21 protein-coding genes and 2 pseudogenes are annotated in these 19,953 nt (G+C 75.0%); 8 read left to right on the top strand and 15 right to left on the bottom strand.

Going from position 1 to position 19,953, the window contains the following annotated elements; all coding sequences use genetic code 11:
• Nucleotides 1-93, bottom strand: a pseudogene (locus tag AB0B83_RS27075) (aldo/keto reductase); the annotation flags it as partial.
• Between the two features lie 326 nt (nucleotides 94-419).
• Here AB0B83_RS27075 and AB0B83_RS27080 point away from each other — a divergent pair.
• Nucleotides 420-1,130 (top strand): hypothetical protein, encoded by a 711-nt coding sequence (locus tag AB0B83_RS27080; RefSeq protein WP_357580523.1) that lies wholly within the window; start codon nucleotides 420-422, stop codon nucleotides 1,128-1,130.
• Nucleotides 1,131-1,191: 61 nt separating this feature from the next.
• On the opposite strand, the gene cutA is transcribed toward AB0B83_RS27080, so the two are convergent.
• Genes cutA through AB0B83_RS27095 form a run of 3 tightly spaced genes read right to left on the bottom strand, consistent with a single transcriptional unit; the run spans nucleotide 1,192 to nucleotide 3,371 of the window.
• On the bottom strand, nucleotides 1,192-1,512 hold the full coding sequence (gene cutA / locus AB0B83_RS27085) for a divalent-cation tolerance protein CutA (RefSeq protein WP_311413068.1): 321 nt from the start codon (nucleotides 1,510-1,512) through the stop codon (nucleotides 1,192-1,194).
• Between the two features lie 9 nt (nucleotides 1,513-1,521).
• Complete coding sequence (locus AB0B83_RS27090) at nucleotides 1,522-2,538, bottom strand: 1-acyl-sn-glycerol-3-phosphate acyltransferase (RefSeq protein ID WP_357580524.1); 1,017 nt, start codon at nucleotides 2,536-2,538, stop codon at nucleotides 1,522-1,524.
• Nucleotides 2,538-3,371: a patatin-like phospholipase family protein gene (locus tag AB0B83_RS27095; protein ID WP_357580525.1), complete on the bottom strand. Its 834-nt coding sequence runs from the start codon at nucleotides 3,369-3,371 to the stop codon at nucleotides 2,538-2,540. Before AB0B83_RS27095 ends, AB0B83_RS27090 begins: the two co-directional genes overlap by 1 nt.
• A gap of 258 nt (nucleotides 3,372-3,629) precedes the next feature.
• Between AB0B83_RS27095 and AB0B83_RS27100 the strand changes: the two genes are divergently transcribed.
• Nucleotides 3,630-5,159 (top strand): serine/threonine-protein kinase, encoded by a 1,530-nt coding sequence (locus AB0B83_RS27100; RefSeq protein WP_357580526.1) that lies wholly within the window; start codon nucleotides 3,630-3,632, stop codon nucleotides 5,157-5,159.
• Nucleotides 5,160-5,168: 9 nt separating this feature from the next.
• Here the strand turns inward: AB0B83_RS27100 and AB0B83_RS27105 are convergent, their stop codons facing one another.
• The 8 genes from AB0B83_RS27105 to AB0B83_RS27140 form a co-directional block, all read right to left on the bottom strand.
• On the bottom strand, nucleotides 5,169-6,230 hold the full coding sequence (locus AB0B83_RS27105; RefSeq protein WP_357580539.1) for a glycosyltransferase family 4 protein: 1,062 nt from the start codon (nucleotides 6,228-6,230) through the stop codon (nucleotides 5,169-5,171).
• Nucleotides 6,231-6,406: 176 nt separating this feature from the next.
• Nucleotides 6,407-7,078, bottom strand: a complete 672-nt coding sequence (locus AB0B83_RS27110; RefSeq protein WP_357580527.1) for a BON domain-containing protein — start codon at nucleotides 7,076-7,078, stop codon at nucleotides 6,407-6,409.
• Between the two features lie 175 nt (nucleotides 7,079-7,253).
• Nucleotides 7,254-9,032 carry a trypsin-like peptidase domain-containing protein gene (locus tag AB0B83_RS27115; RefSeq protein ID WP_357580528.1) on the bottom strand — a complete coding sequence of 593 codons (1,779 nt, stop codon included), beginning with the start codon at nucleotides 9,030-9,032 and terminating at the stop codon, nucleotides 7,254-7,256.
• Nucleotides 9,033-9,094: 62 nt separating this feature from the next.
• On the bottom strand, nucleotides 9,095-10,654 hold the full coding sequence (locus tag AB0B83_RS27120; RefSeq protein WP_357580529.1) for a HAMP domain-containing sensor histidine kinase: 1,560 nt from the start codon (nucleotides 10,652-10,654) through the stop codon (nucleotides 9,095-9,097).
• Nucleotides 10,651-11,352 carry a response regulator transcription factor gene (locus AB0B83_RS27125; protein WP_089003225.1) on the bottom strand — a complete coding sequence of 234 codons (702 nt, stop codon included), beginning with the start codon at nucleotides 11,350-11,352 and terminating at the stop codon, nucleotides 10,651-10,653. The genes AB0B83_RS27120 and AB0B83_RS27125 overlap by 4 nt, the downstream gene beginning before the upstream one ends.
• A 73-nt stretch (nucleotides 11,353-11,425) precedes the next feature.
• The gene (locus AB0B83_RS27130; RefSeq protein WP_357580530.1) at nucleotides 11,426-12,106 is read right to left on the bottom strand and encodes a PadR family transcriptional regulator; all 681 of its coding nucleotides are present in this window, start codon (nucleotides 12,104-12,106) and stop codon (nucleotides 11,426-11,428) included.
• Nucleotides 12,103-12,933, bottom strand: coding sequence for a DUF4097 family beta strand repeat-containing protein (locus tag AB0B83_RS27135; protein WP_357580531.1), 831 nt, complete (start codon nucleotides 12,931-12,933; stop codon nucleotides 12,103-12,105). The genes AB0B83_RS27130 and AB0B83_RS27135 overlap by 4 nt, the downstream gene beginning before the upstream one ends.
• A gap of 95 nt (nucleotides 12,934-13,028) precedes the next feature.
• Nucleotides 13,029-13,367, bottom strand: coding sequence for a hypothetical protein (locus tag AB0B83_RS27140; RefSeq protein WP_357580532.1), 339 nt, complete (start codon nucleotides 13,365-13,367; stop codon nucleotides 13,029-13,031).
• 555 nt (nucleotides 13,368-13,922) lie between these two features.
• Here AB0B83_RS27140 and AB0B83_RS27145 point away from each other — a divergent pair.
• Nucleotides 13,923-14,720 (top strand): helix-turn-helix transcriptional regulator, encoded by a 798-nt coding sequence (locus tag AB0B83_RS27145; protein WP_357580540.1) that lies wholly within the window; start codon nucleotides 13,923-13,925, stop codon nucleotides 14,718-14,720.
• Nucleotides 14,711-14,911 (top strand): DUF397 domain-containing protein, encoded by a 201-nt coding sequence (locus tag AB0B83_RS27150; protein ID WP_357580533.1) that lies wholly within the window; start codon nucleotides 14,711-14,713, stop codon nucleotides 14,909-14,911. Before AB0B83_RS27145 ends, AB0B83_RS27150 begins: the two co-directional genes overlap by 10 nt.
• A gap of 19 nt (nucleotides 14,912-14,930) precedes the next feature.
• Here the strand turns inward: AB0B83_RS27150 and AB0B83_RS27155 are convergent, their stop codons facing one another.
• The 3 genes from AB0B83_RS27155 to AB0B83_RS27165 all read right to left on the bottom strand — a co-directional run bounded on the left by AB0B83_RS27155 (nucleotide 14,931) and on the right by AB0B83_RS27165 (nucleotide 17,192).
• Nucleotides 14,931-15,797, bottom strand: a complete 867-nt coding sequence (locus AB0B83_RS27155) for a lysophospholipid acyltransferase family protein (protein ID WP_357580534.1) — start codon at nucleotides 15,795-15,797, stop codon at nucleotides 14,931-14,933.
• The gene (locus AB0B83_RS27160) at nucleotides 15,794-16,573 is read right to left on the bottom strand and encodes a GNAT family N-acyltransferase (RefSeq protein ID WP_357580535.1); all 780 of its coding nucleotides are present in this window, start codon (nucleotides 16,571-16,573) and stop codon (nucleotides 15,794-15,796) included. Before AB0B83_RS27160 ends, AB0B83_RS27155 begins: the two co-directional genes overlap by 4 nt.
• A 112-nt stretch (nucleotides 16,574-16,685) precedes the next feature.
• The gene (locus tag AB0B83_RS27165; RefSeq protein ID WP_357580536.1) at nucleotides 16,686-17,192 is read right to left on the bottom strand and encodes a hypothetical protein; all 507 of its coding nucleotides are present in this window, start codon (nucleotides 17,190-17,192) and stop codon (nucleotides 16,686-16,688) included.
• 106 nt (nucleotides 17,193-17,298) lie between these two features.
• On the opposite strand from AB0B83_RS27165, the gene AB0B83_RS27170 reads away from it, so the two are divergent.
• The 4 genes and pseudogenes from AB0B83_RS27170 to AB0B83_RS27185 form a co-directional block, all read left to right on the top strand.
• Nucleotides 17,299-17,958, top strand: coding sequence for a hypothetical protein (locus AB0B83_RS27170; protein ID WP_357580537.1), 660 nt, complete (start codon nucleotides 17,299-17,301; stop codon nucleotides 17,956-17,958).
• Nucleotides 17,959-18,089: 131 nt separating this feature from the next.
• Nucleotides 18,090-19,025: an ATP-binding cassette domain-containing protein gene (locus AB0B83_RS27175; protein WP_357580538.1), complete on the top strand. Its 936-nt coding sequence runs from the start codon at nucleotides 18,090-18,092 to the stop codon at nucleotides 19,023-19,025.
• Nucleotides 19,022-19,834 (top strand): ABC transporter permease, encoded by an 813-nt coding sequence (locus AB0B83_RS27180; protein ID WP_151456603.1) that lies wholly within the window; start codon nucleotides 19,022-19,024, stop codon nucleotides 19,832-19,834. Before AB0B83_RS27175 ends, AB0B83_RS27180 begins: the two co-directional genes overlap by 4 nt.
• A gap of 35 nt (nucleotides 19,835-19,869) precedes the next feature.
• Nucleotides 19,870-19,953 (top strand): annotated as a pseudogene (locus AB0B83_RS27185) (50S ribosomal protein L11); the annotation flags it as partial.

The following is a 19,953-nucleotide window of genomic DNA, read 5'->3' on the forward strand; positions in this document are numbered from 1 at the left end:
CTCGTCGATCGGGGTGCCCGGGTCCGGCTCGTGCATCTGGTACAGGTCGATGTGGTCGGTGCCGAGCCGACGCAGCGACGCCTCCACCGCCCGGGGCCACGGCACCGCCCGGGGCCACGGCACCGGGGACCGGGCCACCAGCGGTCGGGCCCCCGGCTGCCGGCGTCCCGACGGCACCGGCACCGGCCGCCGGGGCGCCCCGGCGGCGCAGCGCGACCAGCACCGCCAGGTCGAGCAGCGCCACCCCCAGGAAGGTCAGCGCCCAGCCGGCGGCGTCCGGCCGGGCGTCGACGACGAGCAGGGGCAGCACCGGCTGCGCGGTCAGCAGGGCCGCGAACCACGGCACGGTCAGTCCGCTGAGCCGGGCGTACCCGGCGGCGACCGCCGCGCCGGCCCCCCCGACCAGCGCGGCGTACCGGGTGGCGGGCCAGTCCGCCACCCCGACCAGGTCCACCGACCAGGCGGCGTACCCGTCGAGGAGCACCAGCAGCAGCCCGACGGCGGCGAAGGTCTCCGCGGTGCCGCGCAGCCCACGCCGCACCGCCACCAGCGGCGCGGCCAGGGCGAGGGCGGTGAACGCGAACAGGATCAGGGCCCGGCCGGCGACCCCCACCGACGCCCAGGCGACCGCCGTGAAGACCACCGCGGCGGTGCCCAGCAGCAGCCCGCCGAGGACGAAGAGCAGGCCCTGCACCGTACGGGTGGAGGTCTCCGCCCCGCCGACGCCCGCACCCGCCGGCGCGGGGACCGGAGCGACCGGCCCCCGGCCCGGCCAGGCCGGCACCGGGGTCGCGGCCGGCGGCGGGGTCACGCCCGGCGCCGGGCGCACCGGCACCGGGGCCGCGACGGACGCGGGGCGCACCGGCCCCGGAGTCGCGGGCGCCGCCGGGCGCGGGGCGGGGAACTCCGCCCGGACCGCGGCGGCCAACGCCGCCCGACGCTGCCGGGCCGCGTTCAGCCGGCCGGTGAGCCCCTGGTACGCCGCGCGGGCCCGCTCGACCTCGCCGCCGAGCGCGACGATCTCCCGGTCGAGCCGGACCACCTCGGCGGCGGCCGGGTACGGCGGTCGGCCGCAACCGGAGCAGCCGGAGCCGAGGTCGGCCGGCGCGCCGCAGGCGGGACAGGGGTAACCGGTGTTCTGCACCCGGCCATCATGGTGGCCGGGAGATCACCTGACCAGAGTGCGGGTACTCAGGGCCGGGTGTGCTCGTGCACCCAGGCGGCGTAGGCGGGGTCGCCGCTCTCCACCCGGGTGACCAGGATCTCCGGCACCTCGTACGGGTGGCTGGCCCGGATCTGCTCCACCAGCGCGGCGGCCCGGTCCGGCGCGGTCTTGAACTGCACCGACCACTCGGTGCTGGTGTCCACCCCGGAACGCCACCAGTAGGTGCTGTCCACCTGGCCGCCCACCTGGGCGCAGGCCGCGAGCCGACCGGCGACGGCCGCCGCCGCCATCACGTCCGCGACCGAGCGGGCGTCCACCACCGTCGTCACCACGCAGATCTGGTCCACCAGCGCACCCTACGCGGCACCGTCCCGATTGGCCGCGATCCACTCGTCGATCCGCGCCCACCAGTCGAAAAGCCAGTCGATCCGCTCCTGGTGACCGGTCGGCACCTCCTCCGGCGGCACCGACCAGAACCGCATGATGATCCGCTTGTCCATCGGCAGTTCCCGCCACACGTCGCCGACGCTCAGCATCCGGTCCAGGCCGGTGTGCGCCACGAAGATCACCCCGGCGTCGGGCGCGGCGTCCAGCGCCGCGAGCAGCCCGCCCGGCTGCGGGGCGAGCACGTGCCGCATCCGCTCCGCGCGGCGCGCCATCCGTTCGAGGCCGAGGCCGCGCAGCTTCTCGATGGCCCGCAGCCGGCGGCCGGGGGTGAAGTTGCCGCCCTCCGGGAAGATCACGAACGCGTCGTCGTCGTCCAGGCCGTGGGCCAGGTGCCCGATCTGCTCGGTCACCGACCCCCGGCGGTCCGGCCCCGGCGCGAGGAAGCGGTTCGGCAGCCGGTTGAGCAGCACGTCGACCGCCGGGTCCCACTGGAGGCTGTCCTTCAGCACGATCCGCGGCTCCCGGTTGAACCAGTTGACCAGGGCGTGGATCAGGATGAACGAGTCGCCCGGGCCGGCGTGCCGGCAGAGCACCAGCTCGGGCCGGCCGGGCAGGGCCGTGTCCGGGTCGGTGCCCACCACGTCGATGCTCAGGTGCAGCGCCCAGCGGGCGTGCCAGAAGAGCGCCCGCAGGAACCAGCCGGCGAGCACGTAGTGCGCCCGCTGGAAGCCGGGCGAGCGGACCCGCCAGCCGAAGCCGGAGGCGACCCAGAGCACGAAGAGCGCGAGCAGCGCCGTCGCGTCCCAGACCAGGTAGACGCAGCCGAGCCAGAGCAGGCGCAGCGGCCGCAGCCGGCCCGGGACCAGCGGCGAGGCGGCCGCCGCGAGCAGCGCCCAGACCGGCAGGGTCGTCACGACCAGGAAGGCCAGCAGCACCACGCCGGGGGCCAGGAGCAGCCGGCGCACCCACCGCGGCGGTAGGGGCATCAGTGTTCCAACTGCGTCGCCAGGTAGCGCCGGGAGGCCGTGTAGGCGCGGCTGATCCGCCGCCCCACCGCCGCCATGTCCCGGTACGCCCACGGCGTGTCGTCGCGCGGCTCCAGCCCGCCGGTGGGCAGGACGTGCACCTCCACCCCGTCGGGCAGGGCCGCCATCTCCCGGGCGAACCGGTGCCGCCGGGCGATCTCGAACGCGACCTGGGCGATCTCCCAGGGTCGCCGGGGCGGGGTCAGCGCCCGCTCGATCCGGCCCACCTGGAGTACGAAGATCCGCGTGGCGCCCACGGCGACCGCCTCGCCGATCGGGATGGAGTTCACGATCCCGCCGTCGATGTAGTGCTGGTCGTCGATCCGGGCCGGCGGCAGGAGCCCCGGCACCGAGGCGGAGGCGAGCACGGCCGGCACCAGCGGCCCGCTGTCGAACCAGTGCTCGGCGGCCCGCTCGATGTTGGCCGCGCAGCAGCGGAAGGGCACCTTGAGATCGGCGAAGGTGGTCTCCGCGCCCAGTTCGGCCTCCAGCAGCTTGCGCAGCGGGCGCGGCGAGTGCAGGTGGGTACGGGCGGCGAACCGGCGCAGTTGGCGGGCCACCGAGTCGCCGTACACCTCGCTCGCCTCGGGCGAGGCCCAGAGCCGGACCAGCCGGTCGGTGACCGCCTCGGACGCTTCGGCGGCGACCAGCGCGCCGTTGACCGCCCCGATCGAGGTGCCGAGCACCACGTCGGGCCGGATGCCGGCCCGGAACAGCGCCCGCAGCATGCCCACCTCGACCGCCCCGAGGACTCCCCCGCCCCCGAGCACGAACGCCACCGGTCCCTGCGACATGCGTTCCATCCTGGCACGGGCGGAAAAGTGCCCGCCCGGTGCCGGCCCGGGGGGCGGCCGAGGGGCGGCCTCGGGGCAACCGAGGGGCGGCCCGGGCGGCGGCCCGAAGGCGGCCGAGGGGCGGCCCGGTGCCGGCCCGGGGACGGCCGAGGGGCGGCTCGCCGAAGCGGCCCGGGTCCCGGAAGGTAGTCGACCGTTGACAGGCCCGACACATTCGCGCAACCTGATAGCGCTCCCACAGCGAGGCAGGTGCGTTCCGTGAAGCCAGCACTGCACCCCGGCCGGTTGCTGGCCCGCCGGTACCGGCTCGTCGACCAGATCGGCGCCGGCGGCATGTCGGTGATCTGGCGGGCGCGCGACGAGGTGCTCGACCGGATCGTGGCGCTGAAGGTGCTCGCCCCGTCGCTCGCCGCCGACGCCCGCTTCCGCGACATGGTGCGCGAGGAGGCCCGCGCCGCCGCCCAGCTCGTCCACCCGCACGTCACCTCGGTGCACGACTACGGCGAGACCGTCGCGCCCGACGGGTCGATCACGTCGTTCGTCGTGATGGAACTGCTGGCCGGCGAGGAGCTGGAGGTCCGGCTCACCGAGGGGCCGCTGCCGTGGACCGAGGCGGTCGAGGTGGCCGCCCAGGTGGCGGACGCGCTCGCCGCCGCGCACCGGCTCGGCATCGTGCACCGGGACATCACCCCGGCCAACGTGATGATGACCCGGGCGGGGGTCAAGGTGCTCGACTTCGGCATCGCCACCCGGATCGGCGCGCCGGACGACGACGAGGACGGGGGCACCTTCGGCACGCCCGCGTACGTGGCGCCGGAACGGCTCGACGGGGCACCCGCCCAGCCGGCCACCGACGTGTACTCCCTCGGCGTGCTGCTCTACGAGGCGCTGACCGGTCGGGTGCCGTACCCGGCGGACACCTGGGAGCAGCTCAGCGAGGCGCTCGCCGGGGAGGGCCCGCCCTCGCTGGCCGACCTGCCGGGTCTGCCGCCGGAGGTCGCCCGCACCTGCCTGCGCTGCCTGGAGCGGGACCCGCTGGCGCGGCCCACCGCCCGCCAGGTCGCCACCCTCCTGCGCGACCAACTGCTTCCCGCCGATCCGCAGGCCGCCACCATGCTCGCGCCGACGGTCGCCCTCCCGACCCTGCCCGCCGAGCCGGTCACCCCGGCCCCGGCGAACGGGACGGTGCCAGCAGATGGAGCGGTGCCGGGCACGGGAGGGCCGGACGGTGGGTCCGAGCCGCGCAGCGCCCGCCACGCCCGGGAGCGCCGTCGGCGCCGCCTGCCGCGCCCGGTGCTGATCGTGCCGGTCGTACTGCTCGTGGGGGTGGCCCTGGCCGTGCCCGCGATCCGTCAGGAGGAGTCGAGCCCGCCCCGGGCGCTGCCCAGCACCGGCCCGTCCGACCCACCGCCCTCCCCCACGCCCACGGCCGACGCCGCACCGCCCCCGGCGGCCTCCCCGACCCCGACGTCCGCGCCGCCGGTCACGCCCCGGCCCACCCCGACGGCTCCGGAGCGCGGCGACCTCATCGAGGCGGCCAACCGGGTCGACGGGCTGATCGGCGCCGGCCTCGACGACGGGGGGATCCGCCCCGACGTCGGCCTCGACTTCCGCAACGAGCTGCGTAACCTGACCGACGCGGCCCGCGCCCGCTCGGGCGACCTGGGCGAGCGGATCGCCCGGCTCCGCGAGAAGGTCGCGATCCGCCGCGGCGAGGGCGCCCTCACCGACGCGTACGCCCGCCGGCTGGACAGCGCGATCACCGCGCTCGGGGCGGCGCGGGTCTGACCGCGGCGGTCAGCGGGCCCGGACCCGGACCGGCTCCCGGGCCGCCTCGGGCGACGCCGCCTCCGCGATGAAGCGGCGGTACACCTCCTCGTAGCCGGTGGCCATCCGCCCGGTGGAGAAGTTCTCCGCCACGTGCGCGACGCAGGTCGCCGGGTCGATGCCCGTCGCCGCGCGCAGGGCGCTGGGCAGCTCGTCCACGTGCTCGCAGATCAGGCCGGTCCTTCCCGGTCGGACGAGTTCCGGCACCGCCCCCCGGTCCAGCGCCACCACCGGCGTCCCGGTCGCCATCGCCTCCACCATCACCATGCCGAACGGCTCGTCCCACCGGATCGGCATGATCAGGCACCGGGCCTCGACCAGCAGCCGCAGCGCCTCGGCCCGGTCGGCGTCGAGCACCACCCGGACGTCCTCGCCGAGCAGGGGCCGGACCACCTGGTCGTAGTAGCGGCGCTCGGCCGGCTCGTTGCACTTGCCGGCCAGCACCAACGGCAGGCCGGCGGCCCGGCAGGCCCGGATGGCGACGTCCGGTCCCTTGTCGGGGCTGAACCGGGCCAGCCAGAGCACCGGCCCCCGCCCGGGAGTGGTCTTGTGCGGGACGCCCCGGACGTCCATCGCGTTGTGCACCGTGCCGACCCAGTGCAGCGGTGGGTTGAGCCGGCGCTGGGCATGCGAGATGGCCACCAGCCCGACCCCCCTGTCGGTCTCGCTGAGCACGTCGCCGTACTCGCCCACGGGGTTGCCGTGCACGGTGGCGACGGTGGGCACGGCTCGGTGGCCGGCGATCAGCGGGCCGATGGTGGTGTGGTCGTGGACGATGTCGAAGTCGCCGGCGTGGACCCGGTGGTTGACCCGGGCCAGGTGGGCCAGCTCGGGCAGCGCCTCGCCGAGCCGGTCGAACTGGAGTTCGGGCACCGTCGAGACGAACGCCGCCGCGGTCCCGTGCTCCCGGCCCGCCCCGAACACGGTGACCGCGTGGCCCCGGTCGACAAGCGTCTCCACCAGGCCGGTCACCACCTGTTCCAGCCCGCCGTAGCCGGGCGGCGGCACCGACAGCCACGGCGGCACCACCATCGCGATCCGCAACGGCCGCGGTGCCGATCGGTCGGGCGACGGATGGTTCACGGCCACGGATTCCTCCCCCTCGGTCACTGCTGTGGCATCACCGGGCCGGCCCCGTGCCCGCTGGGCGGGCGGGGTCGACGACGGGTTCCCGGCGGCGGCGCCACTAAACGGGACGATCCGGGCGGTCACCCGCCCACGAGGAGCTGCTCCCGCACCGCCCGTACCCCCTCGCCGGACCAGGCCACCCGCTCCGCCTCGTCCCGTTCCCACCAGGAGCGCACCACCCCGGTCAGCACGACCGTGTCCCCGTCCACCTCGACGGTCACCCGCTCCGTGCCGATGCCGCGCCCCAGCGCCCGCTGGAGGTCGCGCCGGAGCCGCTCGCTGTCGGTACGGGCGACGGGGCGCACCTCGACCAGGTTGGTCACCCCGCGTACGCCCCGCAGCCGGCGCAACTCCCGCTCGGCGGTACGCCGCTGCCAGCCGAACTCCACCTCGCCACGGAGCATCACCCAGCCGTTGGCCACGGTGACGTCCAGCCGCTCGGCGGGGACGAAGCTGTCCCACTCCAGCGCCCGGCCCGCCGCGATCGCGATCTCGGCGTCCGTACGCCCCGGCTCGCCGGGCAGGCGCACCTCGACGTCGTCGGCGACCGCCCGCACCCCCCGTACGCGCTGCGCGCAGCGCCGCGCCGCCCACTTCCGCGCGTACCCGTCGACCCAGCCGGTCAGGGTGACCACGCCGTCGTGGACGGTCACCCCGATCTCGTTCGGCTGCGCCTGGGCGTCCCAGGCCAGTTCGTCGAGCACGTCCCGCTGGATCCGCTCGTCGGCCCGAACGGCCGCTGCCGTGGTCATCGCACCCTCCGTACGCCTCGCCGGTCCTGACTGCCGACGATTCCGGCGCGACGGGTGACGGCGGCTCACCCGCACCGGGTGAACCGCCGTCAGAGGGAGCGACGGGTGACGGAGCCAACCCCCTTGGCCCCGCCACCCGCCACCCGGAGGGAGGAGGAATGTCTTCGGTCGCCGGTTACGACGTCTCGGCGAGCGTCACGGTCGCCCTGGCTTCGGTGCCGTTGCGCTTGTAGGTCACCTCGACCCGGTCGCCGACCTTGCCGGCCTGCACGGCACCGACCAGGTCGTCCGAGTCGTTGACCGCCTTGTCGCCGAACCGGGTGACCACGTCGCCGCGCTGCAGGCCGGCCTTCTCGGCGGGGCTGCCCGGCGTGACGGCGGCGACCAGGGCCCCGCCGCCCTCGGCGGGGGTCACGCTGACCCCGAGCGACGGGTGGCTGACCTTCTCGCCCCGCTGGAGCTTGCCGGCCACGTCCTTGGCCTTGTTGCTGGGGATGGCGAAGCCGACGCCGATGTTGCCGCTGCTGCCCTGCCCGGCGGTGGCGATCGCGGTGTTGATGCCGATGACCTCGCCCCTGGTGTTGACAAGTGCGCCGCCGGAGTTGCCCGGGTTGATCGGCGCGTCGGTCTGGAGCAGCCCCGCGATCGAGCTGGCCCCCTGCGCCGGGTCCTGCCGCTGCTGCCCACTGCCCGCCTGGATGGTGCGGTCCCGGGCGCTGAGGATGCCGGCGGTGACGGAGCCCTGGAGGCCCAGCGGGCTGCCGAGGGCGAGCACCTGGTCGCCGACCTGCATCGCGTCGCTGTCGCCGAAGGTGGCGGCCTTGAGGCCGCTGACGCCGTCGGCCTTGACCACCGCGAGGTCGGTCTTCGGGTCGGTGCCGACGATCTTGGCCTCGGCGGTCTTGCCGTCGGCGAAGGTCACCACGGCCTTGCCGTCGGTGGCGGAGGCGACCACGTGGTTGTTGGTGAGCACGAAGCCGTCGGCGGTGAGGATCACGCCGGAGCCCTCGCCGTTGTCCGTGCCGATCGAGACCACGCTGGGCTGCACGGCGGCGGCGATCCGGGGCAGGTCGGCACCGTTGATGATCGGCGCGGCGGAGTAGGTGCGGGTGATGCCCGAGTCGCCGTCGACGGCGAGCGCGAGCGCCCCGCCGGCGACGCCCGAGCCGAGCATCAGCGCGAAGACCGCCACCCCGGCGCCGGCGAACTTGGCGATCCGGCTGGGCCGGGGGCCCGCCGTCTGCGGGGCCGCCCAGGGCGGGACGGGCTGGCCGGAGGGGTGCGGCTGGTGACCGTACGGCTGTCCCGGCTGTCCCCCGCCGCTCCAGCCGGACTGCTGGCCGTACCAGGGCGCGCCGGGGGCCTGCGGGTAGCCGGACCGCGGGTGACCTGGCTGCCCGGTGGCCTGGGGGTAGCCGGGCTGGCCCGCGGCCTGCGGGTAACCGGACTGGCCCGCCGCGTGCGGGTGACCGGGCTGGCCGGCGGCCTGCGGATGATACGGCTGGGGCTGGCCGGCGGCCGGGTGCTGCGCAACGGCCGGGGCGGGCGCGAAGGGGCCGGGCGGGGTGGGTCGGTCGAGCGGACCGGCGCCCTCGGGGGCGCGGGCCGGCTCGGCGGCGCGCGGGCCGCCGTCGCCGGCCGGCGGGCCGTCGGCGGCCGGGCCCGACCCGGCGGTACGCGGCGCCTCGCCGCCCAGTGGGGCGGAGCCACCGGCGGCCGGGGCGGAGTCGCCGCCGTGCGCAGTGCCGAACCTGACGGTCGGGGTGGAGTCACCGGCGGCCGGGGCGGGGTCGCCGCCGGGCACGGTGGTCAGGCCGACGGTCGGGGCGGAGTCACCGGCGGGGGCGGAGTCGGACTGCGCGCGCTCGGCGCGCGGCAGCTCGGCGGTGGGGTGCGACGGCTCGGCGTCGGGGTGGGCCGGCCGGCGCTGCGGGTCGGACTCGTGCTCGGTCATGTCTCCACCTTGACGCGCACCACTGCGATCCGCCTGGAACGCACCTGAATGTTGGCTGAAAGTCACTCGCCATCGCCCTCGTCGTCCGGCACGAGCGGGAGCCGGACCCGGAAGGTCGCTCCCCCGCCGGGGGTCTCGGCCACCTCGACGGTGCCGTGGTGGGCGCGCACCAGCGCCGCGACGATGGCCAGGCCGAGGCCGGTGCCGGTGTTGCCGCCGGCCCGCCGGGTACGCGCCGCGTCCACCCGGTAGAAGCGCTCGAAGACCCGCTCCGCCTGCTCCGGGGTGAGCCCGGGACCGGTGTCCGCCACCTCCACCACGGCCAGGTTCCCGGGCTCGGCGCGCAGCCGCAGGGTCACCGAGGCCTCCGGCGAGGTGTGCGTGAGCGAGTTGGTCATCAGGTTGCCGATGATCTGGCGCAGCCGGGCGTCGTCGCCGTAGACGACCAGTGGACCGGAGCCGGGGGTGACCCTTAGCTCGATCCGGCGCTCCGGCGCCACCGCCCGGGCGGCCTCGACCGCCTCGCTGGCCAGCACGGGCAGCTCCACCGGGGCGAGGGAGAGCGGTCGCTCCCGGTCCAGCCGGGCGAGCAGCAGCAGGTCCTCCACCAGCAGCCCCATCCGGGCCGCCTCCTGCTCGATGCGGCGCAGCAGGTCGGCGGTCTGCTCCGGCGCGCTCGCCGCGCCCTGCCGGTACAGCTCGGAGAAGCCCCGGATGGTGGTCAGCGGCGTCCGCAGCTCGTGCGAGGCGTCCGCGACGAACTGCCGCATCCGCTCCTCGGAGCGGCGGGCCCGCGCCTCGGAGGCCCGCGCCGAGCCGGCCGCCTCCCGGGCGGCGGCCTCGGCGGACCGGGCGGCCAGCTCCGAGGCGGCCCGCGCGGTGAAGGCGACCTCGATCTGGTTCAGCATGGCGTTCAACGCCCGGGAGAGCCGCCCCAGCTCGGACGTGGGGACGGGCTGCCCCTGCTCCGGGTCGGGCACCCGCCGGGTGAGGTCGCCACCGGCGATGGCGGCGGCCGTACGCTCGATCTCCACCAGCGGCTTCAGGCTGGTCCGGACGATCGCCGCGCCGATGGAGGCGAGCAGGACCAGCACCGCGCCGCCGACCAGCAGGTCTATCCAGACCAGTCGCTTGACGGCACGGTCGACGTCGGTGAGGTGCTGCCCGACGGCCAGGACCTCACCGTCGGGCAGCTGGGTGTAGAGCATCCGCCAGCGGGACCTGTGGTCCTGGGAGGTGACCGTGCGCGGCTCGCCGGTCTCCTCGGCGAAACCCGCGACGGTGTCGGGGAGTCGCGGCAGCTGGTCGGACCGGAAGTTGCGGGTGTCGTACACGGGCGACATCACCCCGTCCGGCGCGGCCAGGGCCACGACGAAGTCGCTGGGCAGCACGGTGCCGCCCGTCCGGCCCTCCTTGTAGAGGTTGAGCACCGCGTCGACCGAGCGGGTGGTGCCGCGCAGTTCCCCGTCCACCTGCTCGATGAGGTAGCCGCGGAGGAAGACGGTGGTCAGCGAGCTGATCACCAGGAGCGCGGCGGCGACCAGGGCCAGCACCGCGGCGACCAGCTTGACCCGCAGCGGGACGCTGCGCAGCCGCGCCTTGCCCTGGTCGAGCGGTTTCACGCCGCCGGCTTGCGCAGGACGTAGCCGACGCCTCGCAGGGTGTGGATCAGCCGGGGCTGGGTGTTGTCCACCTTGCGGCGCAGGTAGGAGATGTAGGACTCGACGATGTTGTCGTCGCCCCGGAAGTCGTAGTTCCACACGTGGTCGAGGATCTGCGCCTTGGACAGCACCCGGTTGGCGTTCAGCATCAGGTAGCGCAGCAGCTTGAACTCGGTCGGCGAGAGCTGCACCCGCTGGCCGGCCCGGTGCACCTCGTGGGTCTCCTCGTCCAGCTCCAGGTCGGCGAAGGTGAGCCGGGAGGGCGCCTGCTCGCCGCTGCTGGTCCGCCGCAGCACCGCCCGGATCCGGGCGGTCAGCTCCTCCAGGCTGAACGGCTTGGTGACGTAGTCGTCCCCGCCCAGGGTCAGCCCACGGATCTTGTCGTCGGTCGCGTCACGGGCGGTGAGGAAGACCACCGGCGTACGGGTGCCGCCCTCGCGCAGCATCCGGATGACCTCGAAGCCGTCCAGGTCGGGCAGCATCACGTCGAGCACCACCAGGTCGGGGCGGTGGTCCTTGGCGGCGTTGAGGGCGGCGCTGCCGCTCGTCGCGGTGGCCACGTCGAAGCCCGCGAAGCGCAGACTCGCGGAGAGCAGTTCGAGGATGTTGGGATCGTCCTCGACGACGAGCAGTCGCGCCTCGGTCTGGGTAGCGGCCATGCCGCCCATCATCCGCGCTCTCGCTGCGTCCGCGCTGGGCACTCGCTGGAAAGAACCTGTGAGGCGGCGTGGCTCAGCGCAGCAGCCGGCGCAGCCCGTCCAGCGCGCCGTCGAGCAGCCGGATGGCCGTACGCAGCTGCGAGTCGCTGAGCCGGCGGGCCCGCACCAGGGCGCCCACCTCGACGGCGAAGGTCGCCAGCCGCTGGTCGAACTCGGCAAGCGTGGCGGTGGACGCGGACGCCGGCCCAGCTTCCGACGACGCGCCGAACGCGGAAGTCGGGCCGGCGGGGGGTACGGGCGACGGGCCGGGGGCGGGGGCGGGCGTCGGACCGGGGCCGGGGGGCGCCCAGCGGGGACGACGGGTCTGCCGGGCCGCCTCGCGCAGCTCCCGCTTCAGGTCGCGGACGGAGCCGCGTACCTCGTTCTGGATCTCTCCGGCCAGGGCGGACAGGTCCTCCACCGAGGCGGCGATGTCCGACTCCAGGGCGGTCAGCTCGCCGGCCCGCTGCCGCAGCTCGGCCCGGCCCGCCTCGGTGATCTCGTAGACCTTGCGGCCACCGGCGGCGGTGTGGGTGACCAGGCCGTCGGCCTCCAGCCGCTGCAACCGGGGATAGATGGTGCCGGCGCTGGGCGCGTAGAGGCCGAGGAAGCGCTCCTCCAGCAGGCGGATCAGCTCGTAGCCGTGCTTCGGGCCGTCGTCGAGGAGCTTGAGCAGGTAGAGCCGGAGCCGCCCGTGACTGAACACGGCGGTCACGGCAGCTCCTCCTCGTCGTCGTCCACCGGGCGGGCGAGCAGCGCGATGCTGCCCGACGTGGCGGACGCGGAGAGCCTACCCTCACCCGCGCCGAGCACGCCCTCGCTGTCCACCACGGACCCCGGGACGGCGCTGCCCCGCACCTCGGGGAAGCCACTGGTGATCCGGCCCGACGTGGTGTGCAGGCGGACGGCCAGGTCGCTGTCCGCGCGGACCCGGACGGTGATGCTGCCGGAGATCGTGCTGAGCCGGATGTCGCTGCGCCGGGGGTTGTCCAGGTCGCAGGTGATGGCCCCGGAGACGGTGTGCGCGCGGACCCGCTCGGCCGCGCTGTCGGCGAGGGTCACCTCTCCCGCGACGGTCTCCAGGTCCAGGTCGCCGGCCACCCCGAGCGCCTCGACCGGGCCCGCCATGGTCTTCGCCGAGGTCCGGCCGTGAAGGCCCATCAGGGCGATCCGGCCGGAGGTCACCTCCACCCGGGTCTTGCCGCGCAGGCCCGACGCGACCAGCTGGCCCTCCACGAGTTCCAGGTCGGCCAGCACGTCGGCCGGGACCGCGACGGAGACGTCGACCCGGGGCAGCCGGGACAGCGGGCCCAGCCAGAAGACGTGGTCCGCGAGCCGCCAGCGTCGCTGCTGGCGTACGGAGAGCCGGCCGTCGCGGTGCTCCACCAGGACCGGCCGGCGGCCGACCCGGGTGATGTCGACCCGGGGCGGCCCGTCGGTGGCCACCACGTTGAGGCGACCACTGAGCAGGTGGACGTCGAGTCGGCCGACGGGCCCGTCCAGGGTGATCCGCTGCGGGGCGTGCACGGTCCAGTCGGTCATGTGTCCTCCCTCCACGGCGTGCCGAGTCGTCGGCGCGTCGGATGGTAGGACACTAACGCGATACATCGCGATATGACAAGCGCTGGTTGACGGCCTCACGGCACCGGTTCCACGAGCGGCCGGCGGTACGGGCCCCAGGCCACGAAGCGGTCGAACATGGCCCGAGGGCTGGGGCCGCCGTGGGGGTCGAGGTGGTAGAGGTCGCGCATCGCCTCGCACATGAGGCCGGCCAGGTAGATCGTGAGGCTCTGCTGCGCGCCCTCGTACTCGGCCTTGAGCAACAGTCGCGCGGTCGCGCAGGGCCACGGCTGGCCGCACGAGCGACAACCCCAGTGCGGTCGCAGCGGCGTGTGCGGCGGCCGGCCCTCGATCCGGTGGCGGGGCCGCTCGGGGCGCGGTCCGGGGCCGGGCTGCGGGAGCCGGGTGGAGAGCACGGGCCTCACCAGCGCCCCCCGTTCATCCGGTGCGCCCGCCCGGCGGCGGCGAGATCGGCCGCGCCGTACCACAGGATCTCGGTCGCGTCGTTCGCCCTCGGCCCGACCGGAGGCGGCGCGAAGGGCCCGACGGGGCCAGGGATGTACGGAGCCGGCCTACTCGGGCGGGGCGGCGGGTGCGGGGCCGGAGCGGGCTTCGGCCGCGCGCCCCAAGCCCCCAGCGCCGACTTCGGACTCCTGCTCCGGATCTCCCGCCGCTCCGCGCAGTTCGGGCAGGCGCAGTGCCGTCCGCACCGACTCCGGTGCCAGCCTCCGCGGTGACCCACTCTCTCCCCCACCCCGCTGTCGAGGTGGGCCGCCCCGCCACGGGAAAGCGGGGCGGCCCCGGCAGGACCCGCCCACGTCCTCGACGACGGCGAACGGGCCCGCGTGGTGACAGTCTGGTGAGGACACCACTACCGTCGACACATGCTCGCCACATCCGCGCAGGTCAACGAGCCGGTCGAGCGGGCACGGGAGACACGCCGACGGGACCGGGCAGAATGTGGGGAATCGATGGGCACCGCCACCAACTACGTGCTGGGTGAGCTACGCACGTTCCGCGCTCAGCTCGGCCTGAGCCAGGACGACTTCGGCAGGACGATCGGCTACTCCGGATCGCACGTCAGCTCCGTCGAGACGGGCGGTCGCCCGCCGACCCGGGAGTACATGAAGGCGATCGACGACCAGCACGACACGGGCGAGCGGTTCGGCCGGATGCTCCGTGAGCTGGCCCGGCTGGACGCCACGCCGGCCTGGCTGCGGGAGTGGATCGAGTTCGAGCGGGAGGCGGCGACGTTGCGCTGGTTCGAGCTGGCGTACGTGCCGGGCCTGCTCCAGACCGAACGCTACGCCCGCGCCACGCTGGCGGGGGGCCGGTTCACGGCCGACGAGGTCGAGCGGATCGTCGCGTCCAGGCTGGAGCGTCAGGCGATCCTCGGCCGGGAGCGGCCACCCCAGCTCATCGCCGTCGTCGACGAGGCCGTGCTGCGCCGGCCGGTGCTCGACCAACCGGGGCTCATGGCCGAGCAGCTCGACCACCTGGTGGCCGTCGCGACGCTGGAACACGTGCAGCTCCACGTCGTCCCGGCCGACGCCGGCATGTATCTCGGACTGGCCGGCCAGTTCATCATCGCCGAGCTGCCGGACGGCACCCGGGTCACTTACGCCGACAATCAGCTCAGCGCGCAGATCGTCGACGCATCCACCGATGTTGCTAGGCTGGCCAGGACGTGGGAGATCGTGCGGAACGAGGCCCTCCCCCGCCGGCAGTCGACCGTGCTGATCAAGGAGGTGGCGAAGTCATGGACGTGACGACCCCGCGGTGGCGTAAGTCGACGAGATCCGGCGGCAACGGCGGAGCCTGCGTCGAGGTCGCCGACAACCTGCCGGGCGTCGTGCTGGTGCGCGACACCAAGGACCGGGAAGGCGGCACCCTCCACTTCAGCGCCCGGGCGTGGCAGTCGTTCGTCGGCCTGGCCAAGCACGTCGGCCCGGTCGGCTGACCCGCCTCTCCCTCCGTCTTCATGCCGCGTCTCCCGCCGGCGCCCTCCTGACGGCGGCAGCGGGGGCGTGCGCTGCCGACTCGGCCGCCCGGGCGAGCAGCCGCCGGTCGGCGTCCTGGGCGGGATGCAGCGCGGTGGAGACGGTCACCCGCACCTCCAGGCCCCGGGCGGCGAGCACCCGGCCCACCGAGTGCAGCAGGTCGTCGTCCCCGACGAATGCGGCGGCCGTGGTCGGCACGCCGGTCGCGGCCCACCGGTAGCCGATCCGCAGCGGCACCACCGGCGCCCCGGCGTCGATCGCCGCTTGGAACAGCGCCGGACGGAACCCCCGGCCGGGGCGGCAGGCGATCGCGTCGGCGGTGCCGCACCAGGTCGTACCCTCCGGAAAGACCGCCACCGGGCTGCCGGCGCGCAGCGCAGCGGTGACCCGGGCGACCGTCGCGGGCAGGGCGCGGGGGCGGGTCCGGTCGACCAGGACCGTGCCCGCCGCCGCCGCGAGCAGCCCGACCAGCGGCCAGGACCGGACCTCCCGCTTGGCCACCATCCGAGCCGGCGCGACGGCCAGCAGCGCGAGCACGTCCAGCCAGGAGACGTGGTTGGCGACCAGCAGCGCCGGCCGCCGGGGCGGCCGGCCGCGCACCACGAGGCGCACGCCGAACGCGCGCAGCGTCCACCGGGCCCAACCACGTAGGGCCGCCGCCCGGTCCCGGGCCGGCAGCACCGGCAGCAGCGCCGCCAGCGCCGCCCCCGCCGACAGCGTCCCGAGGACGGCGAGGGTCCGGCCGGCCCGCCGTACGGGCGACACGGTCGGCACCTCGCCGGCCGGCGGGAGGCAGGTCGGCCCGCACCCCGACGCGGGCAGCCAGAGGCGTCCGGCGGTGCTCACCGCTCGGCCCCGCCGAGGAAGTGCCGCAGGTAACGGGGGTTCATCCGGTCCAGGGAGAAGAGCACGTAGAAGTCGGCCACCCCGAAGTCCGGGTCGTACGCCGGCTCGCCGCAGACCCAGGCGCCGAGGCGCAGGTAGCCGCGCAGCAGCGGCGGGACCGTGGCCCGCGCCGTCGAGCCGTCGGCCGCCGCCGGCCCGGCGATCCTGTCCGGCTCGGCGAACCAGGGGCGCCTCGGCCGTACGCGCAGCCGCGGCGGGGCCAGGTGCCGGGCCGAGACCTCGTCCCACACCCGCGCGACGGTCCCGCCCCCGTCGGCAACCGGCACCGACGCGCAGCCGCCGAGCCAGCGCGACCCGCGCAGGTGCAGGTAGCGGACGATGCCGGCCCACATGAGGTTGATCACGGCGCCGGATCGGTGATCGGGGTGCACGCAGGACCGGCCGGCCTCGACCAGGTCGTCGCGGAGCGGGTCGAGCCCGGTGAGGTCGAACTCGGTCGCGGCGTACCGCCGGTCGGTGCGGCCCGGCGGGAGCAGCCGGTACGTGCCGACCACCTCCCCGGTGCCCTCCTGCCGGACGATCAGGTGGTCGCAGTACGCGTCGAGGTCGTCGACGTCGAGCCCGGCGGCCCCCGGGCGCAGGGTGGCGCCGAGTTCGGTGGCGAACACCTCGTGACGGAGGCGTTGCGCGGCCGCGACCTCGCTCGGGTCGTCGGCGATCAGCAGGGTGTAACCGCTGGTCGTCAGGGGTGCGCCAGCGGCGTGCAGAACGGCCATGGGACCTGTGTAGGCGGCCCGGGTTGCCGGCCGGCGGGGTGAGGAGTGTCGATGAGGTGAACGGCCCGTGCCGGTGTCGGGGCGACGACGGCGGGCGGGGCCGGCGCTCGTCTCAGCGCGTGGCGCGCAGGTCCCGGGAGAGATGCGAGCGCCGGAACCCGACCGTGCCCAGTCGCCGCAGGTCGGCCCGGTTGTCGTGCATGAGCTGCACGTGGAAGTAGTTGACGTACTCCAGTACGGCGAAGAGGCCGAATGCCAGCCCCGGGTACGACCCCGCGCCGGGCGCCTGCGCGGCGGCCACCGCGCAGGCGGCGATCACGGCGGCCAGGAGGATCGGCAGGGCGACGCGCGCGGTGACGAAGTGGCGCCGACCGGGCAGACGCGGCTCCCCACGGCGCAACTGCCGGAGCTTGAGCGCCCAGTAGGCCGCGCCCACCACGAGCAGGGCCGCGAACGCCCCGAAGCCGGCGAGATTCGCCGCCGTCGGCGGCAGGCCCACCAGCTGGAACCACACCCACGCCTGTAGGGGGATGTTCAGCAGCTCCCAGCCGGCGAGGGAGCGGAGCCGACGCCGGGCCGCCTCGCGGGTCCGGCCGGCCGGCAGGTGGGTCCTGGGCACGACCCCAACAGTGGCACAGCACCGGACGACCACCGGGGTCGGCGGCGTGCGAGGCTGCCGGGGGCGCACCGGCGACGGGGCCGGGCGTCGCGGTCGGAGGTGTCTCATGATCATCGAGTCGCGTTTCAACGGGCCGCCCGGCTCGGGCAACGGCGGCTGGAGCGCCGGGGTCATCGCCGGCGCCGCCGGCCCCGGGCCGGTCGAGGTGACGTTGCGTCGACCTCCCCCGCTGGAGACCCCGCTCACTCTCGTCGACGGCGAGGTCCGCGACCCGCAGGGCCACCTCGTCGCCCAGGTCCGCCCCACGGAGGACCCCCGGGCGGTGGTGCCGCCGGTGGACCTGCCGGCCGCGCGGGCCGCCTCGGCGGCGTACCCCGGGCTGGTCGACCACCCCTTCCCGGGCTGCTACGTCTGCGGCCCGGACCGCGCCGACGGGCTGCGGATCTTTCCGGGACGGCTGCCGGACGGCCGCACCGCCGCGCCGTTCCGGGCGCCCGGGTCGGTCACGACCGCCACCGTCTGGGCCGCGCTGGACTGCCCCGGCGGCTGGGCCGTGATCGCCCCCGGCCGGCCGTACGTCCTGGGCCGGATCGCGGCGGTGGTCGCGGCGCTGCCGGAGCCGGGCGACGAGTGCGTGGTGACCGGCGCCATGGTCGGCGGCGAGGGCCGCAAGGCACTCGTGCACACCAGCCTGTACGCCCCCGACGGCGCCCTCCTGGCCTGGGCCCGGGCAACGTGGATCGCCGTGGCCGACGACGTCGGATAATCGTTCCTGGGGATGAGGGCCTCCTGCCTGAGGCGGAGGTGGATCTCGGAAGTGCGCCTGATTGACCTGGTTGCGCCCGCCCGCCACGCTGTGTCACGGCGTACCCCGACGCCACCGCACGAAGGAGAGCAATGACTGACGGGCAGAGAAGCCCCACCGGTGACGGTCAGATCGTGGTGTCCGGCCTGACGAAGCAGTACAAGAACGTCCGGGCCGTCAACGACCTGTCGTTCACCGTCCAACCGGGGCGGGTGACCGGCTTCCTCGGCCCCAACGGCGCTGGCAAGACGACCACGCTGCGGATGCTGCTGAACCTGGTCACGCCGACCAGCGGGACGGCGACCATCAGCGGGCTGCGCTACGCCGACCTGACCGACCCGCTGCGGCACGTCGGCGCCGTGCTGGAGGCGTCCAGCGCGCACAAGGGCCGCACCGGCATCAACCACCTGCGGGTGATCGCCGCAGCGGCCGGCCTGCCGAAGCACCGGGCCGACGAGGTGCTGGCGCAGGTCGGGCTCACCCCGGCGGCGAAGCGCAAGTTCAAGGGCTACTCGCTCGGCATGAAGCAGCGGCTCGGCATCGCCGCCGGGATGCTCGGCGACCCCCGGGTGCTGATCCTCGACGAGCCCGCCAACGGGCTCGACCCGGAGGGCATCCGGTGGATGCGCGGCTTCCTCAAGAACCTCGCGCACGAGGGCCGCACGGTGCTGGTCTCCAGCCACCTGCTGTCGGAGATGCAGCTGCTCGCCGACGACGTGGTGATCATCGCGGCCGGGCAGCTGGTCCGGCAGGGCACGGTCGAGCAGGTGATCGGCTCGATGGCGCAGGGCATCCGGGTCCGGGTCCGCACCCCGCAGGCCGACGCGCTGACCGCCGCCCTCAAGGAGGGGCCGGCCACCGTCGACGTCGACGAGCACGGCGTCCTGCTGGTGGGCGGGGTGGACGCCCCGACCGTGGGCCGGGTCGCCCTGACGGCGGGCGTCGAACTGCACGAACTGACCACGGAACGGCCCGACCTGGAACGGGTCTTCCTGGAGCTGACGGCCGGAAAGGCGGGCATCCGATGAACCTCGTCCGGTCCGAGCTTCTCAAGATCCGCACCACCAGCACGTGGTGGTGGCTGGCCATCGCCGCGTTCCTGTCGATCGCGCTGGCCTTCGCCTTCAACGCCTGGGTCGCCAACGAGACGTTGAACGGCAACGCCGAGGAACTGGGCGTCACCGGCGACCAGGCCTCCGCGGCGGCGCAGGCCGCCAACCTGTACACCTCCGGGCAGTACCTGGGCCTGATGTTCGTGATGCTCATCGGCATCCTGATGGTCACCAACGAGTTCTTCCACCAGACGGCGACCACCACGTTCCTGGCCACGCCGCGGCGCACGTCGGTGATCCTCAGCAAGCTGGTCGCGGCCAGCCTGCTGGGCATCGGCTTCTGGCTGGTGACCACGCTGATCGACCTGGCCGCCGGGGCGGTGTTCCTGTCGGCGAACGGCCACGGCACCCTGCTCGGCGAATGGGCCGTGCAGCGGGCGCTGCTGCTCAACCTGCTGGCGTACGCGATCTGGACGGTCCTGGGCATCGGCATCGGCACGCTGATCACCAACCAGCTCGGCGCGGTGATCACCGCCGCGGTGCTCTACCTCGTCGGCACGCAGGTGGTGGGGCTGCTCTTCATGCTGCTGTCGAACCTGCTGAACAGCGAGGCCGTCGTCAAGTGGCAGGTGATCTGGCCCGCCATCGCCTCGACCGTGATGGTCAGCGAGGGCCAGACGGACTTCACCCCCGCCTGGTGGGTCGGCGCGCTCGTGCTGATCGGCTACGCGGTGGTGAGCGGGGTCGTCGGCGTACTCATCACCCGGCGGCGCGACATCTCCTGACGCGTCCGGGCGAAGGCGGCGGGGGTGGTGCCGGGCCGCAGAAGGACAAGGTCGGCTCGGTGTCGCAGGCCCAGGTGCGTGAGATCGCCGAGAAGAAGATGGTCGACCTCAACGCCAAC

Source organism: Micromonospora sp. NPDC049060, assembly GCF_040649055.1.
In the GTDB taxonomy this organism is placed as follows: domain Bacteria; phylum Actinomycetota; class Actinomycetes; order Mycobacteriales; family Micromonosporaceae; genus Micromonospora; species Micromonospora reichwaldensis.